The sequence below is a fragment of the Luteolibacter sp. Y139 genome (assembly GCF_038066715.1).
GTDB lineage: Bacteria > Verrucomicrobiota > Verrucomicrobiia > Verrucomicrobiales > Akkermansiaceae > Haloferula > Haloferula soli.
In genome coordinates this window covers 750,423-768,056 of record NZ_JBBUKT010000002.1, presented here as the reverse complement: position 1 = coordinate 768,056, position 17,634 = coordinate 750,423, and the positions used below count along the sequence as shown (strand labels likewise).

General features: G+C 56.7%; 9 protein-coding genes. All 9 read right to left on the bottom strand.

All coding sequences use genetic code 11. The features are described from left to right. Positions 1–58 precede the first annotated feature (58 nt). The 9 genes from WKV53_RS08090 to WKV53_RS08050 are packed head-to-tail and all read right to left on the bottom strand — an operon-like array spanning position 59 to position 17,582. Positions 59–2,125: a UvrD-helicase domain-containing protein gene (locus WKV53_RS08090; RefSeq protein ID WP_341404044.1), complete on the bottom strand. Its 2,067-nt coding sequence runs from the start codon at positions 2,123–2,125 to the stop codon at positions 59–61. Positions 2,126–2,133: 8 nt separating this feature from the next. After that, positions 2,134–2,901: a DUF6602 domain-containing protein gene (locus WKV53_RS08085; RefSeq protein WP_341404042.1), complete on the bottom strand. Its 768-nt coding sequence runs from the start codon at positions 2,899–2,901 to the stop codon at positions 2,134–2,136. A 25-nt stretch (positions 2,902–2,926) separates the two neighbouring features. Continuing rightward, positions 2,927–3,343: a hypothetical protein gene (locus tag WKV53_RS08080; protein WP_341404040.1), complete on the bottom strand. Its 417-nt coding sequence runs from the start codon at positions 3,341–3,343 to the stop codon at positions 2,927–2,929. Beyond that, positions 3,340–4,668: a phospholipase D-like domain-containing protein gene (locus WKV53_RS08075; RefSeq protein ID WP_341404038.1), complete on the bottom strand. Its 1,329-nt coding sequence runs from the start codon at positions 4,666–4,668 to the stop codon at positions 3,340–3,342. Before WKV53_RS08075 ends, WKV53_RS08080 begins: the two co-directional genes overlap by 4 nt. Continuing rightward, positions 4,665–6,461 (bottom strand): DUF262 domain-containing protein, encoded by a 1,797-nt coding sequence (locus WKV53_RS08070; protein ID WP_341404036.1) that lies wholly within the window; start codon positions 6,459–6,461, stop codon positions 4,665–4,667. The genes WKV53_RS08075 and WKV53_RS08070 overlap by 4 nt, the downstream gene beginning before the upstream one ends. 52 nt (positions 6,462–6,513) lie before the next feature. Beyond that, the gene (locus WKV53_RS08065; protein WP_445974770.1) at positions 6,514–9,633 is read right to left on the bottom strand and encodes an SIR2 family protein; all 3,120 of its coding nucleotides are present in this window, start codon (positions 9,631–9,633) and stop codon (positions 6,514–6,516) included. A 14-nt stretch (positions 9,634–9,647) separates the two neighbouring features. Then, complete coding sequence (locus WKV53_RS08060) at positions 9,648–12,482, bottom strand: site-specific DNA-methyltransferase (RefSeq protein WP_341404032.1); 2,835 nt, start codon at positions 12,480–12,482, stop codon at positions 9,648–9,650. Positions 12,483–12,501: 19 nt separating this feature from the next. Further along, positions 12,502–14,439 (bottom strand): hypothetical protein, encoded by a 1,938-nt coding sequence (locus WKV53_RS08055; protein ID WP_341404030.1) that lies wholly within the window; start codon positions 14,437–14,439, stop codon positions 12,502–12,504. Beyond that, a complete protein-coding gene (locus WKV53_RS08050) occupies positions 14,436–17,582 on the bottom strand; it encodes a helicase-related protein (protein WP_341404028.1) in 3,147 nt (1,048 codons plus the stop codon). The genes WKV53_RS08055 and WKV53_RS08050 overlap by 4 nt, the downstream gene beginning before the upstream one ends. Positions 17,583–17,634: the final 52 nt, after the last annotated feature.

Below are 17,634 nucleotides of genomic sequence, written 5' to 3'. Positions count from 1 at the left end.
GAAATCTCGTGCACCTTCGTGCGGAGATGTCCTGCTTGTAACCTGGTATACGAAACCGCTAGAGCCCAAGGTCTCCAAGAAACTCCGACTCCGGGTCCACGCCGCAAACGAGCAGGCGATCTCTCGCACGGGTGCAGGCTACGTAGAGAAGGTGGCGCTCGGTTGTATAGACCTCCTCCAAGTCGGCTTCATCGGCGACCGTTTCCACCCGATCCTGAAGCGGTAGAACCTCATCGTCGCACGCCATCACAATCGCTGCCCGGAACTCCAGTCCTTTTGCGAGGTGCATGGTTGAGAGAGACACCTTGCCTCTAACCGGCCTGCTGTTTCTCTCCAGCTCCACCCAGCCGAGTCCGGCATCCTTGAGCGCCGCCCGAGCGCGAGCGAGCTGCGCCTCGCTTCGCACGAAGATGCCCAGTTCGTCCGGCAATAGCTTCTCTGCCGTCCAGTCGAGCAGGACCTGCGCAACGCCTTCGATCTCGGCGTCGATGCCATCGAAGATTCGCACCTCGGGAAGGGGGCCATTGAAGACCGATACAGTGCCCTTGCGGCTCTCCGCATTCCCATCCACGTCGCTGACCGATTCCGGCAACAAACGATCCGCATGCAGGCGAATTTGATGGGAAGTCCGGTAGTTCACCCGGAGGGTGTGGGACCGACCGCGAATGTCGATGCCGACTGCCTTCCAGGAAAAGGGCTGCTGAAAAATCCGCTGTCCGAGGTCGCCAGCCAGAAAGAGCGAATCGGGCTTTCCTCCCGTGAGCGCGACCAGAAAGCGAATCTCCGGCACACCCAAATCCTGAGCCTCATCCACCACCACGATGTCGAAGGGGCGGGGGATAGCACCGCTCGCAATCTTGGACGTGATCTTCCTGAGAATCGTCGGCCATGTCGTCAGATTGCGTTCATGGAGAGAATCACGAACCCGTTCGAACACCTGCCACAGCGCCTCGCGTTGCTTGACGCCCAGCCGCGTCTTTCGGCCGAGGCGCGGCACGTCGCGATAGCTGTCCCAGTCGCTGAGCTGCCACGGATCGACGACTTCATTCCACTCGATTTCCAGGAAGCGGGCAGGGTATTGAGTCTCACCGGCCTGCTTGGCCGAGTATGCGATCAAGTCCCCGAGGCGTTCGTCAGACACCATCTCCTCGCCTTCCATCTCACCTTCGGCTAGTTCGGTAGCTACTTGCTGAAGACTCTGAACCGTGATTCGCTTGGCTGTCTCCGACTCTGGATCGATGAGCCGTTCCAGCTTGATCTGAAGCAATGTCGCCAGGGCCTCGGAGAATGTTGTTAGCAGGATTCGGGCTCCGAGATGCTTCTTCGCTAGGAATACGGCACGGTGCAGAGCAACGACGGTCTTGCCAGTGCCTGCCGAACCTGAGACTCGGGCTGGACCGTTGAAATTGCGCTCAACCACGCTGCGCTGAGACGGGTGAAGAAAGACGGTCCACTTCTCCCATGGATACTCTAGCGCCAAGGCGAGTTCCGCTTCGCCGGTGACCAAGCGGATGCGCCGCTGGGTATCGGGATGGTCGAATCCGCCGACTTCCGTCTTTGGTTTTTGAGGCGTGCCTCCGGTGGCCAACTCTAGCAGGGCTTCCGCTGCCTCCTGCGGGAGGTGCTCCGCCAAATCAAAGAGCGTCGATTCCGTAGCGGACTTTACGTCGCCGATCCATTCGGCGGGCACCCCGTAGTCGAGTAGCTCATCATCCGGAAATTTGGCGAAGAGCGAAAGTTCGGGCGGTCCGGAGACTTCCTTAATAGGATCGCGATAGGTCGAAATTTCTTCCACTCTCTCGCGGACTTCAACGATCTGGATTGCTCCCGTCCGTGGGTGCTGCTCGATCTTGCGCCTCTGTCCCCAGTTGTATGCGTCGTCATGGTGCCCCACGTAGCAAAGCAAGAAACTGCCGGCCGTCTTGTGGATGATGATGCGTAGATCAAGATTGACCCGAACCGACCAGAAGTTCGGGTCCTTCGAATTCTCCACGCGATGGAATTGGAGGCTCGGATGAGCCGGGTTCATCTGAAGGTCGAAGGCAGCAGTCTTCACGGACTTCTGCTCCTGCCCCGTAAGCTTGGCGAGGCTATCGGTGAACGTGTCAGCGATGAGGAAGTCCATCGTAGTACTCAAGGATTGGGATTGAACTCGGGGTTAATGATCTGGCGTTGGCCGATCTCTTCCTTTCCTTCACCGGGGAACCATATGCTATCGTTTCTCGATGCTAGGCCTCCGGTCACGATGTCGATCACGTTTGCAATGAAGTAACCGGCCGCCATGCGGCGAAGGGTGTAGCTGTGCCATTTTGCATATGCGTGGCGGTTTGTGGTGTTCGTTGGAGCCGCCGTGCTCGGATCGTGTTGCCACCACTTCGCGAAGTGGTCGCAGCCAACACTAACCAGATCAACCTTCCGGAGGCTTGTGTCACAGATTCGGGGGATGATTTCGGAAAACCACTTCCTCGCATCTCCTTGCTTTTCGTAGCTAAAAAGGCCCAAGATTGGAAGCTCGCCTCTCCGGGTAAACGCAGCGCCGATGTCTGCGAGCTTCCCCAATGCTTGACGGAACTCATCCTTGTCGAGGCGTGTTTTTACCTCAATTACGCCCAGCACTGCGTCTTCTGAGATGAATACACAATCCCCGTCGCAAAATGGGATGGGATGATCGCTTCGGTAGAGCAGCACGTCACATTGTGATGATGGCTGGTCTCTGCGCAGAATGAATCCTCGTCCCACTTTCACAGTGTCGGGAAGTCGCTGCGCCAGCATGGATCGCAATACCGATTCCTTCCATTCCCCGTCGGTGGGTGGGTGGCGATGATCGATGAAGTGGCGAACGCGATTCTTCAGCGACTCCAACTCCTGCGTGAGCGATTCAAAATGGAATTTGGGGTCCATTGTGGGCAATCGATTATGAAACTCACTAACCTTGCGTCTTCAAAAGCGAATAAAATGCCTTCGAATCCATCGGCTGCTTGGCATGCACGGCATTCCAACGGGTCATTAGTGATTCCCACGCTCCTGTGCTTTTGAGCGCCTGGAAGCAATCATAAGGGAGATGGCCTTTGAGGTCGTTCAACGCGTAGCAGACGATCTGGAATCCTTGAGACTCGCAAGCAGGTGAAACATGATCGAGCGCCGCGTAACGTGCGTGAACTCCACGCCCCGGTATCGCTGTTCCATGGGCTGAGTCGAACAATAGAGGCACGCCTGAAAGCGCGCACTTGCCTTTTTGCTCTGACACTATTTCGAGGAAGCGAGTTACGCCGCCGCCGTATCGTTGGGCCCTTCTTTTAGCCCAGCGTAATTGGTGAGGGTCAGGAGTGAAGTAGGGCGTCACTTCTTCCTCCTTCCTCGGCTCTTAGGCTCGTCCTCATCTGGCGACTGGTCCTTTCTCCGTAAAGACATCAGGAAATACGATCCAGCGGAGGGAGACATGTCGTCCAACGCTTTTAGGTATCGGTCATCTTTCTGGCGTTCGGCACGGGACAACCCTTGAACGAGGAACCAAGGCTGGTCCTCGGACGGAATAATTTCCAAGGGCGCAAGCGTTTCGGCAAAATCCGCAGGCACTTGAACCGACCTCTCTTGGTCTACCCGAGGCACCCATCCCAGCTCAGGAGGGTCGAATAGGTATTCGAAATCGCCGCGGACTTCGTTGTAAACGACGACCCTCACCTGCTGCATGTCGGGAGTCGGTTTCGGCCTGAATGGCTTAGACGTGGGCTTAAGAATCGGATGCCTGTCATCATTGAGCTGCCATTCGGCTAGGAGTTCGACACCGCCCTGTTCCTCCTCCACGCCGATTGGCCTGCACCAAAACGAGGCTCGCGCTTGGGAGCGGTTGGCTAAGGCTTCAAGCGGGCTTGCTGGAAGAGAGTCGAAAACGTAGAGATGTACCTCGGCTCTGAGCGACTTTACTTTCCCCAGCGCCGACCTGAGTTCGAAGTAAATGCTCTCCTTTCTCTTTGGGAGTCTTCTGTCCTTCGATTCACACAGAATGACGATGGTGGTCTTATTCTCGCCCTCGCGTGGCGCGTCGTTAGCCTTATCGGCAAGTCCCTCGACAAACTGATGGGTCCACCATGAGAAAGCCAACTTCATCTGGGGCGCATACTGAAGGGATTCAGCCTTGGCTGCGTTGATGTGACCCCGAATCTTGTCAAACTCAGGGTCATCCTTGGGCCCTTCCAACAAGACCGCAGCCTCGCCATTTAGCCCCATGAGAGCAAATCCCGTCACGTTGTGAGACCCGATTACCGCCGAGGCGGTTCCGTTCTCGTGCTCCATATAATAGACCTTGCTATGGAGCATGGGGTGATACCGATAGAAGCGATATGTGGCTTGGTTGCCAGTCAGCCTTGTATGTCCAAGGTGGACGAACAGGCGGTCCTGAGGAATGCTCAGGTTGATCAATCGGTCGAAGGCTTCGTAGGCGCGATAGGTTCCAGCTCCTACAATGAAGGTGTCGAGCGTCAACGGATTGGCTGAAAGGGCTCCCTCAATTGCGGCCATTCCCTCGACGGTCGCAAATCCCGCTACGATTTGGGTTTTCGTTGATGAAGCTATTTTCTTGCGAAGAAGCGAGGCCAGCTCGTGCTGAGGCGTATCGAACAGGACGGTTGCGCGAAGAGACATTGGGGAGTTCTTCGAGATAGAGTTCATGGAATGGGCCAGATTTCCAAAGCCAGATCGGCGAATTCCTCAGATCGAGCCTCAACTTGGGCGAACCGGAAGTTCGTGTAGTCGGTGGGAAGCACCTTCGTGATGTGAATTGCGGATTCCTTGTAGGCCGACTTCTTCCGACCATACGGATTATTGGATGCGCCGATATTCAAGGGACCGGCAAAAAGCGTGAGATTTCCGATTCTCGAAACGAACTTCGGATGCTGGCTTTCGTACTTCGCGCCGAGGTAAGCTGGCCAATCACCGAACTCGGACTTGGCTCTGCGGGTCTTGATCTTCTGAGGAATAATGTGCTCGACGTGAACCAAATCCGGTCCGCCTACGAGGAGTTCTGGATGCCTGCCGTGTCGATTCAGTTCGATCTGTTCGAGGCAATACCGGGCGCGCTCGATGAGCCGGGGGATGAATCGAGTCTCAGCAAACTCTGCCCGGAATCGCTCGTCTGTTGGCGAGAGGAGCCGGTAGGCCTCGATGACTTCCGGCAAGGGATTTCGGGGATCGACACCGCAAAGTTTAGCAAAAGCGGTCTCGTTCTCATTGGCTCGCTCTCGGCAAATGTGACGACGGACGAGCAAGGCCTCGGTGAGCTTGAGAATCTTTTCGAAATTGTCGTCGCTGCATCCACTGGTTCGGACGGCCATGAGAAATCCGAAGGTCTGAAGGGACTTGATCATTCTCAAATTCCGGAGCCGTCGGTCCAGTTTGGGCTTACCCGTTGAGGCGAGTGCGATCTCGCGGTAGGTTTTCGCACTGTTAACGAGACGATCCAAAAATGTGGCGAAGGGGACGCGCTCGATCTCGTCCAAGTCCTCTTCTTTGACCACGGTTTCACCATTCGTCTCGGCGTAGCCGTCGTCGTCTTCTTCCTCGTCTGAGCCCTCGTCGTCGGTATACCAATGAAGCTCGGGCAGCTTCTCCGCTTCTTCGACTTCAAGCATGAAGACCATCTTGAAATTTGGAATCACGTACGACGCTGTAATGCGCTTCTTAAGATGGGCGCACAGGAAATGGCGGAAGAACGCCTCGGAATTGATACCGTCGAGGTGTGAAATAAGTTGGCCCCATTTTCTCCGAGCCATGTCCAGCTCGTCCTTTCCGAATCTAGCAGAATTTCCGAGGATGAAATTCTTGATGATGTCGGTTGGACTGAGGCGAAGGCCGCGATTGTTGATCGTTTCGAAGAGTTTGAAGGCGTCTTTTGCTTCGCTCACATCGAGACGGATCACGATGGCTTGGTTCATGAGGCGGTAAAGCAATTGGCGCAAGTGTTCCAAATCGATCTCGGCAACCCATCCGCGAAAGGTTGCGAAGGCATTGGCTAACTGCGAATTGCACAGTTGCTCGGCGGATTCACCTTTTGCGAGCAACTCGAACTCTCCTGAATCCATCGAATCTAGACAGACCTTCCTAACGCTTTTGCCACCGAGAGGTTTGGCATGGAGTAGTCGGTCGATTTCTTGAGCCTCGTCTGTAGCTCCGTCAGCTTTCAGGCGTTCGTGAATGCAATGGAGGAGGATGCTCAGGGTTGTGAGCCGCTGTTGGCCGTCCACTACTTCCAGCCTGTTCAATCCAGCAGTGTGGTGACCGGTGAGGCAAACGATGCTGCCCAATAAGTGGTTGTCGCTGCCGTCAATGACATCGATGTCGTCCCAAAGGTCCGCTAGCTGCCGCTCTTTCCAAGAATAGCGCCTCTGATAGGCTGGGACAACGTACTGCTCATTTGCAGAACCGAGCAATTGAGTAACGGTAAGCGAGGTTGGCTTGATGATCATTTCTAATGGGAGGGAAAGTCTCTAACAAATGCTGCTGGAGTCGGCCACGCTTTCAAATGAGAAGGCGATAGTCGTAAGGAGCATGGCCAAATCCGGTGAGGTAAGACCCCATGCGGGCGATGGCGCTTGCTGAGTCGAGGGTTGCCGGCAGGCGGGAGTAGTAATCGAAGGTGTTCCAGTTCATTTTGGAGAGTCCCAAGATTTCGCTCGCAACCTGTGTCACGTCCGATTTTCCGCTGTAGCGACGGATGAGAAGGGGGGTGGGTATCCGCCGTTTGCCTTGGTAATACTTCCAACTTGGGTTCTGGGCGCTAGGTGTTACGCCATGAACCCACAGTAAGGTCGAAGTCGAATTGAGGACAACCGCTGCGCCGCGAGGAATCGGATACTTGTCGATCTCCGGCTTCCCATTCACCAATTTGGACGCGAGGTAACGGAGTGACTCTTCAATCGTGATCTCGATGAGTTCAACATTTTCCACACCTTCCAGCCCTTGCAACAACCCCTTGCGTTCTTCCTCAATAAAGGGGGTCCGCTTGTGAACGACCACCCTTGTCGGAAGCCGCATTTTTGCATCGTAGAATAGCTCGCGTATGGTCTCTCCCGTCCGGCGAGCGTCATCGATGGACATATAGGGGTTTCGTCCTCGCATGATTGGCGATTCGACTCGTCCAAGTCGGAACTGCAACCCCTCGCCACGGGAGTTGTAGAGATGGCTGCACCCCAACAGGATGTGATGGCCTCGGTCAGCTGATCCGTCGATGCTGTAGCCTATTCCGACGAAAGCCGTGTTGTCGTCAAGGCTATCGAGACGCCAAGGAGTTCGCTGCGCTTTCGAATACAATGCCAGTGATAGCCACCAGCGAACCCTGCACGGCTGGGTGCTGAGGGCTGTTCTTTCCCTGATAAACTGAGTGCTTTGCCCATGCCGCGCTGCGTAGGATTTTACGAAATGATGGAGATCAAATCGTTCTTGATCCGCGTCCACCTTCTCAAAGGGGGCCCATCGTTCTGGAACGAAAATTGCCACCACAGCACTTGGCTTGAGGTAGCGTATCGAATCCAAGGCTTGGCAGATTCGATGGGCTAGCATCTTGGAAGGGACCAGCCCAGTGCCCGAAATAGAATCGTCAAGAGTTGCCCAACCGGGCTGGCCTTGAGATGGAAGCTTCAGGGGTATCCCGAATGCGCCAGAGAATCCCGGAAAGGGCTGGACGTAGTCGCGTTCTGATTTTCCAGGGTCAGACGACTCTTGAAACTGAGACAGAAAGCGACGGATTTTCCCGGCGTCTTGAGGGGGGCATATCGCCGCGATCTCGATGGAGGGCGACAGACCGGAGGAGGTAAGTTGGAAATCCCAAGGGCGGTTCTGAACCAATCCCTTGAGCGGATTCACGTTCCGAACTTCCGTCGAACCGTTAGCCGAACTAAAAACGAGATTGGCGTCCGGCACGACCAATCCGCGTTGAGTCACGTGCCGTTGAATGTCCTCAGGGAGGGCGCTGAAGCCACGTTGGACTAGCCCGGCATAGATCGGAGCACGCGAAATTCGGAATGTGCCTCCTCCGATCGCAGGTAGGTCCGTCTCCTTCATTTGTCTGACCCAGTAGCTGATGTCCCGATCGAAGACATCGTTATGCTGGTAGCCATACACCTTGATGCGGATGTCCTTGGTTGCCTCGAAGTCGGCCAATTGGCCATCGGGCAGGGTGGCGACTACCTCCGGCATGATCGCGACATGCGTCTTCCCGTTGATCGACTCAAGTCGCAGGGACATCGCCCGGTGGATTCCATACCGGGTGCCATTGAAAGTGTGCTTGTCGTATGACGTTGTCTCCCAAACCCTCCGATTGGAATCGGTACCGAGGCCTAGCAGTTTCGCGATCGATTGAACGAGTGCACGTCTGACAAGCGACAGTATACGAGGGTCTTTCTCAAGTTGAACTTCAGTAAGGGCGTCGGAGATGGGCTCTCCAGTAATGGCATCCGAGAAGGCAGCAAGGACATCGCTCGTTTCGGCGAACGCCAATGCACAGTCTTTGAATCCCACAATAGCTCCTTTGCTGACAGGAAGATTGTCCTCCAGCCAGGTCCGTGGCCTTACGTCGGGCGGGAACCTAAGCGGAACCTTCAGTACGTGAGAGGGAAAAATCAGGGGGTAGGCGTTGCCCTTGATGATCGAAGTGGGAGGCTGCGATGGAGCAGTGAACGGCGCTATCGGGCTAGTCGTCGCCTCCATTGTATCCAATAGTCCTTTTGCTTGCGCGAGCAAATCGCCGTCAAGATGCCGGAGAGCCAGTCGCGTAAATAGGTCGTCAAAACCTCCGGAGTCAATGAAGTAGGTACTGTTACCTGCTTCACGTGCCGTTCTAAAGAGCGAGTCCACGGGTTCAGGAACAACCGCTCCGTATCCGCACCAGAAGAGCCGGCAAGGGTTTCTCTTCCCATAGGCCGAACGAAGCACCTCCATGAGGGAATCGTCTCGGCCGCTGTAGCCAACTACGATCAGATCGTGATCTTGAAGTTCGTGCAGCAGTTCTTCGCGAAGAGCCTGATCCTGGCGTTGTAGCTCTGCGCTGGTATTCTTCAATTCGTCGTATCGGTAGTCACCGTGTAATGATACTAATCGAATCTCCCCTTGCGATTGTGAGCGTGCGGCTCGTTGAGCTGAATCCAGTCCAACTTCGATGCACGTAATATTCGCGGCGGCGCAGGACCTCGATACCAGTCCGTCAAAATTGGTTGTCCAGATCGTCCTCAAGAGTCCTGTCTGGGCCAGTAAGGGAAGGAGAGAGTAGCCCAGATGCGGTCGAGAACTTGCGACATACCGCTGAAAAAATGCGCGCCGGTCCTCGCTGGTTGGATAGCACTCCTGGGCGAAAAAAGAGTATTCGGAAGCATCGCCTTCAGGCGGGTAGCCAGGTCGCTGATCCAGCCACGTTTGAATACGCTTTTTGGTGCCTGCGAGAGTCAACTCTCCTACGGATTCTCGAAGCCTAGGATTCTGCGTGGAAAAGATGTCCCGCTTCCATTCCCAAATACATCGTTGGGCAGTTGGCATGCCCGAGGAAATAGAGGCACCAGCACCTAGCAGAAGGCAGACCGATCGTCCTCGATTGACGGTCAAAGACCGCACCAGAGCGTCCAGAGTCAGCAGTTGGTCAGAGTCCATCTAAGAGTAGCTGTTCACGTCACCGAAAACACCTTCATCACCTCATCCCCGAGGTGATTGATCACCTTAACGGCGATCCGGCCGGTGGTGGGCTTGGGGAAGGAGCGACTGGTGTCGCTCTTGAGAGAGGACCAAGCGTCTTCGTCGATCTCTGCCTTGAGCGTGGTTTTTAGCGATTTGTAGGGATCGTTCTGACCGAGGAAGTATGCGTGGCGGACGAAGAACGATTCCTCGTTGTAGTCGGTGTCGATGAACCAACAGGCGATGCCGTCCGGGCCGGAGGAGACAACCTCACCGCTGGAGGGCTTGAATACATCCACGCCATTGATCTTCACCTGCACTTTGCCGTCCTTGGTGGGGAGGATGTCGATGTCCGGTTCGCCGAAGATGACGAAGAGGTTGCCCTTTCCGGTATTCTTGAGATCGCCGGCCATGTGAAGGTCAGCATTCATGCGGGATTTCAGGACCGGGATGCGGCCGAGCTTTTCGAACTCGGCGCTGTGAGCGTCGTAGTTGAAGGCGCACGCAATGAGCACGTCGAATCCCAGCTCGCCGGCTTCGCGGGCGGCGGCGACAAGATCGGGACGGGAGACCGTACCGAATTCGGGACCGATAAAGATGCCCGCACGCTTTACCGGGGCGTTCTCGGAATCGCCTTCGGAGTAGCGGCCTTCGGCGCAGATGTAGCCGCAGTTCTCCGCGCCGTCCGGCAGTCGGAGGGGAATCGGGGTGATGGAGGAGAAGACGATGCGGTCCTCTTTGTGCGCTTGCTGCACGCCAGCGGTGCGCAGGTTGTCCAGGATCATGCTGGCGAAGTCGTTGGTGCGGGCGAGCTGCGGCTCGTCCTCGCGGATGCGCCAGCCGTCCACAACCTCGTCGTTCTCATCGACGTGGAGAACGCGATGCGGCGAGAGCGACTCGACGGTAAATGGGCCGGCGACGCGGACGGTCTTCTTGTCCTCATAGGGGTGGTCGTAGAGGTATTGCGATTCAGCCTTTGCGGCAATGGAGGCATCGATCTCCCTTTGACGATTGATCCTCGCTTCCCACCATTGGTCATGGGCTACTCTTGCTGAATCGGACCACCCCTTTTCCGCTTGGCGCGGAATCTCCCACTCCGGCAAATTTTTCTTTAGAGCTGAATTTAGCTCGTCCCGCAATGGTTCCAAGGTTTCTTGCCATTTTTCCCAAATCACGTCGATCTCGGAATTGTTGGCGATAGACTTGAGTGTGATATGAGCAACGCGCTCATAGACGAAGCCGTGGCGAATGTTGCCGTGAACCGGTTGAGTGCTCGGAGCAGTGCGGGTGACTTCAGCTTCCTTGAGTTGCCCTTCACGTGAATCAGCCAGGAGGTAAAATGGGTAGCGTGCTCCCATGATTCGCGCGCGTGCCAGTGCCAATGCTACGCGAGAGGTGTCGATTGTGATCCATCGGCGACCCCATTGCTCGGCGACTGTGGCAGTGGTCCCCGAACCACAAGTCGGGTCGAGAACCAGATCACCAGGGTCAGTGGTCATTAGAATGCATCGCTCAACAATGCTGGAATTCGTCTGTACGACATAGAGCTTTGAGTCGTCGAATCCGGAAGTGACAGTGTCGTCCCAAAGGTTGGTGGCCGCGAATACAGGGAAGTCCTCAAAGAACCTGACGTAACGGAGAGTATTGCCAACAAGCATCAGGCGGCGCGCCAATTTGAGGCGGTGAACACCTTGCGGGCCTGACTTCCAGTACCCACGCGAAGGACGTATAGTTCGGCCTTCGAATTCGATCGGGAAATCGCCGGGCGGGCGCTGACTCGTGAGGTCCCCATGAGCGAAGAGTTTCCCAATTGTTGCCGCTTCCACTGCTGACTCACTTTTTTTAAGCGAACGTCGAGTGCCGTCTTCGTTCTGAACGAAGTTATACTGGGTCGCTCCCGCGTCTCCGGCCTTTTTTTTGAAGAAGGGCTGCCTGTATTTGGTTGCGCTATGCTGTTTCCCATACCACAGCAGGTAATCACCAACTCCGGCAAGTAGTTCGCTTGATGCGCTGCTGGTCTTTTTGACGGTAATAAGACTTACGAAGTTCAATTCTCCAAATACCTCATCCATCACAGCCCGTACGCGATGGACATTTTCATCGCCGATCTGGACGAAGATGGAGCCAGAGTCGGTGAGGAGATCACGTGCAACTGTTAGGCGGTCGCGCAAATAGGTGAGGTAGCTGTGGATTCCATCGCGCCAGGTATCGCGGAACGCTTTGACCTGTTCGGGCTCGCGAGTGATGTGGTCGGCCTTGCCGTCCTTCACGTCGCGGCTGGTGGTAGACCACTGGAAGTTGCTATTGAATCTAATTCCGTAAGGCGGATCGAAGTAGATGCACTGCACCTTTCCTCGTAGACCTTCTCGTTCTGCCAGACTCGCCATGACCTGAAGCGAATCTCCGAGAATCATCCGATTAGTCCAATGGGCGTCGTGCTGATAGAACTCGGTGGACTTCGCATCCGCCGGCAAGCCGTTGAAGTCGGCGAAAAGGTCGAGTGTTTCAAAGCCACCTAGTTGAGCCCGTTCGCGGGTTTGCTTAGTCAGATCGTCGATCAGCACTTTCGGGTGGACCTTCTCCTGAATGTAGAGCGGCGGTGCGTGGACGACGAGGTCGGACCAGTCCTGCTCGTCCTTGCCCCGCCATACAAGCTGAGGATCGAGGTCGCGGTTCCGTCGCTCGTAGGCGACACGAACCGGCGACCGCTCGTCTTCGGCCATCACGGACTGATGCTCAGCGGTAGGCAGGTTTTTCCGCGTGGCCTCAGCGTGCTTGAGGTTGGCGACTTGCTTGTAGAGGGGGACGGGCTTCTTCTTTGCGGCCATGGATGAGTCGGGAAAGAGATCAGGAGTTAGGTCGGCGGTTCTGGCGAAGGTCGCGGACGACCGTTCTGGGGCCAGCGGGAACGGATGGAGGTGAGGCTACGTCCTCAGTGGCTTTGAGGAAGAACTTCCCGCGGTCATTCCTTTGGATGATGCAACCCAGCTCCAGGTAATCGGGCGGTGGAGGGACGTTGATCGAAACGGTGATCGTATCCGGCTTAGGGTGGAGGATCACCATTTCGTCGGTCAGCCGCCGATGGAGGTTCACGACGGCCCGGCAGCCACCGGTGGTCGGAACCGCGGAGAGGGTTTGGAGGCGAATCCTGCCCTTGAAGAGAGCGAGGTTATGGAGGAGGATGTGCTGGGCGTCCGTCACCAGGCCGTGGTTTTTCTGGACCTCCGGGCGCTTGAGCAGTTCGTTGATTTCATTCATGCGGCGAACCCGATCTGCGAGGATTATCCGATGGCCGAGGCCGTGGTAGTCCCGGATGAGATTGTCCAATGCCAGCTCGAAGCGGCTGATGCGATGAGCGGTGGGGTGGCGATTGGTGCCGAAGCCCGAAGGCAGCCATCGGGGGATAAGTTCCTTTTTGGGATCGATGAAGCCGGCTCCGAAGCAAGCTGGGCAGGCTGGATTTCCCCGGCAGGAACAGATACCGGTTTTGCCACGATAAGCATCTTTCCAGCGGACCGGGTGCAGCTCCTCGAAAGATTTGATCTGATGCGGCAGCCGAACTGCCTCCAGGTTTGCCTGGTGGTAGGAGAGACCGTAGGCGACGGCGAGCCGGCCGAAATTGCCCTCCAAGTCGGCCGGCAAGGTGAAGTGGTCACCGGGCGACGGCAGCAAGTTGACATTCGGAATGTTGAGTCGCAGGGCGTTTAGCGAGGAACGGAACTGATCGAGATAGGGCTGGTGCGCGGCACCCCCGCCCCAAGCGTAGGCATAAGTTTCACCGCGCCAAGGCGAAGGACCGCTGCCGGTGGTGGCGTGGGGTTGGAAGCGAAATGCATTTCCCATCAGGCGGCCGATGGTTTCCCCCAGCCTTGCTAGCAACAGCGGCTCGGGCAGGGGATTCACTGTCGTTTCATGAAACTCAACGTTGGTCCGGGTTTTCCCGAGGTTCAAGCGGGCGAAGCCGAGGGGCTCCACTTCGCAAGCCCAGTAGTCGAGCCCGGGGTTGTCCTCATCTCGATCACGACTGCGGCGAAGGAAGGCATTGATGTCCACGGTGCCAGCTCCCACATCGAGGGTGATGTATTTGCCATCCGGAGTGTTCCGGGAGCGCAGGACAGTCTGAACTCCGGCCGCGACCTCAGGGTAGGTGATGCAGCGAGTGTCTAGCGCCTCGCGGTCGGCGGGGGATAGCTTGCCGAGCTGTTTGGTGGCAGCCCAAAGCTCGTCCACCGTGGAAACGGGGGATGACTGGCTCGGCTTGTTGCGCATGAGCGTGGCAGAGGCAAGAGCCCCCTGCATCAGCTTGTCCACCGACTTGTCGCCATCCGACATGAGTCCGGTCGGGACGGCAATCTGGACGACGAGTGGGTCTGCCTCCGGATTGAATCCCTTCCAGTCCTCGTCCCCAGCGATGGAATCGTGGATTCCATCGAGGACGCTGAGGAAGTAGCGGGTAAGAAGCAGGTGGGCCGCGCCCTTCACGTCCTTGGCTCGCAGTTGGGTAAGGACATCCTTGAGACTGTCGCCGTAGAGAGAGGAGAAGTCGCATTTGCCCGATGCGGCATCTGCGGCGATTAGCTTGGGGTACGAAAGGAGAATTCCCTTCTGTTCCAGCCCGCCGGGACCGGCGACTTGCGAATCACCAACACGGACGAGTGAGGGGAGTAGGCCGGAGGCGCTCTTGCCAAAGGTGACGACCTTGGCGACACCGGTGAACTGGTCACGCAGTACCACCTTCGAGTAGCTGGTACCGAAGTCGAATCCTGCGACAAAGAAGAAGTTCATCGGTCAGCGCAGGTTTTGATGAGACCGCAGGCGACTCGCTTGAACTCCGGGGTGATCTCTTCGGCGGAGTCGAGATTTTCCAGCTCTTCCTTGAAGCGAACTTCCAGGTTCCCGATGCGGGTGCGGGCACCCGCAATGTCCTGTGCTCGTGCGCTTCCCGATTGAGACATGCTTTCCAGTCGCCGCCTCTGGGTCTCGATCTGGCGGGTGAAGTGGCTCTCGATTTGGGCGCGTTTGGTATTAATGCGAAGTTCCAATTCCTCGGCAAACGCATCTTGGATTTCGGTGCAATCGCGTTCCAATCGATCAAGAGCGTCGGCAAGAGCGTCGCCGTGGTCGGGGAAACCGGCTGGATTGCTCCAGGTGGCTCCGTGGTCGAGGACGTCATTGAGAAGAGCCTCCGATTCGGTGAGCGGCTGAACTTGGAGAGTCTCGGCGTCGATGGCGCGGAACAGCAACTCCTCCTTGGAAAGCACGTGGTGCTTTAGCGTGATGCGCATCACCACGTAGAAATAGACGGAGGGCGGAACGGCACCCGTCGCGACCTTGACCGCAGCTGCCGGATGCCAGCTCTTTTGACGGTGTTGGTAGGTGGATGTCATCCACCCAACGAAGGGGTGGAGGTGATTCGCCAGGATCAGATTGCGGTGCTTGCGTTTGAGCTTCTCGTGGACCTCGGGATCGAGAGTGAGGACGCCAGTCCGGGTGCTTTGATTGAAACCCTTCGGAATTGGCTGGGCCTGATTGGTCAGGTAGGTTTTGAAGTCCTCGAAAGCGTGGAAGCTGAACGTGATCGCAAGACAGTCCTTGGCGGGGCTGTCCCAGTTCAACTGGCAGGAGTCGCCTCCGCTGTAGGTTTCGGCGAAGAAGTCGTCCGTGAACAACCGAAGCTCGGAGGGCTTGATATAGCGACCGAGCGAGCGGCTACGGGTGACGGTTTCGTGGAAATAGGAGCGCAGTCCGAGGAGCGTGTCGGACTCTTGGTCGATGGCAGCCATTTGCTGCCTTTCCAGCGCAATGGCTTTTGCCACTTGCTGGACCCGCGCCTCGACCTGCTTGGGGGTCAGGTCGTTGCTGAGCAGCTCCAACGTCAGGCGGTTCACGTATTCGCCAACGATGCCTTCCAGGTCGCCGATGGTATCCTCGAAAAGCCCGATCTTACTGTGAAGATGGGTGTAGATGCTCCCGTCGATGGTGCCTTTGACGTGGAAGTTGATGATGACGATGGATTTCGCTTCTTGTCCGATGCGGTCGATACGACCGATGCGCTGTTCCACCCGCATAGGGTTCCAGGGCAGGTCGTAGTTGACCATGACGCGGCAGAACTGAAGGTCTACGCCTTCCGCGGCGACCTCCGAGCAGAGGAGAATCCGATACTCCGGCTTGGCGAAATCCTGAAGAAGCTGGTCGCGTTCATCGAGGTCCTTCACGTCACCTGTCACCAGCATGCAGCGCATGCCGTCCTCCTCCAGCCGCCGCTTCAAGTAATGGAGCGTCCCCTTGAAGAAGGCGAAGATGATCACCTTTTCGGTCGTTGCCCGTCCCAACAGCTCCTTCTTTAGCGCGGTGTATTTGGTGTCCGCCGCTTCGAAATCGAAATTCGGCAACCATGAGCGGTCGCCGAGAATGGATGTCTGGTTCTCACCAACGAAGTCGGAATCGTCGGAATCCTCGGTATAGGCGGTGTCGAGATAGGCAAGATCGTCCAAGTCGCCCCAGCGGGATTCGCCTTTGCGAAGCTTTTCCGCCATTAGGGGCAGACAGCTCGTCATGGAAAGGGCTGGGGCAATCAGATGGAATAGCGAAAGCATCTCTCCCTTTTCCTTCACCCGCTGTCGAATAAGGGACAGGACAGCGTTGTAGAAGACCAACTCCTCGTCTTCCGGTTCGACGGTCAGCGTCACGGGCTCCCGCACAGCCTTGTGCTCTGGGATTTCGACCTTCCGGGTGCGAGTGAGGAACGAGCCTAGCTCATTGAGACGGGTCGCCTTCCCGAGGATATCGATCCGGTCGTCGGCTGTTAGATCGGATGCGCTGCCGATCTGACTGATGCGATGATCAAGGTTGTCCCGCGCCGCCGATTCCGGAATCTCTGAGAGAAGCTCCTGACAGCGATCGATGTTGATCTGAGCCTTTGAAAGCTCGCTGGCGAGCTTCACCGCCGGGATGTTTCGCCGCCGCAAGTCCTGGAAGATGGCCTCGGAACGGAACATGTCGGGATCGACCAGCCGGAGCAGCGCGTAAAGATCACGACTTTGGTTGGTCAAGGGCGTGGCCGACAAGGCGATCACTGCTTGGGCGGACGAGGCGATCACGTCGCCGACCAGGTGATTTGCCGTCGCCGTGTTCTTCATCAGGTGGGCTTCGTCGAAAACGGCAAGGTCGATGAAGGGATCTTTGCCGTCCCATTCCAAAAGCTGTCGGAAAAGCGCGGGCCGGGGCTTCCAATCCTTGATCGAAGGCTTGCCCTCGAATTCGACATCCGTTCCTTGGAGCGCCAGCCATGGCTGAAGCAGCCTCCTTTCCGATCTGCGCGGACGGAGAGCGTGGTAGGAGGTGACCAAGGCGAACGATTCGGTGGGACCTCGCTTTTCGAATCGCTCGAATCTGTTTTGGAGGTCTTTGGCGGTGGCTTCCTCCGCATCGATGGAAAACCGGTTCCGAAGTTCGCGAAGCCATTTGGGAACCAGCGTTGGTGGGCAAATGATCAAGAGTCGGCGTGCCTGATAGCGAGCACGGCACTCCGTCCAGATCAGCCCGGCTTCGATGGTTTTACCGAGACCTACTTCATCAGCGATCAGCAGGCGGCTAAGCGGTGAATTGACGAACTTCAGGACGGGGACGAACTGATGGGCGAAGAACTTGATCTCCGCCGTCCGCATCGAATACATGACGTTGCTCAACGAGCCGCTGAGCTTTTCGAAAGTCATGAGGGAGCGTAACTCTTCGATCTTTTCGTAGCGGCTTTTGGCGACGATGGATTCGAAGTCATTGTCGTCGTCATCGGCGAAGGTCTCCAAGACGGCCAATGCCACAAACTCTGTCTTGATGCCCCAGCGGACCTCCACCATGGGGACGACCGCCGACATCTTTTTGCCGGTAAGCTGGCCGACCAAGGTGGGCTGTCGTAGGTGTCGCACCATGACACCTTTCACTACGTCAATGTCTGCCAGGGGGGGCATAGGTTGCGGAATC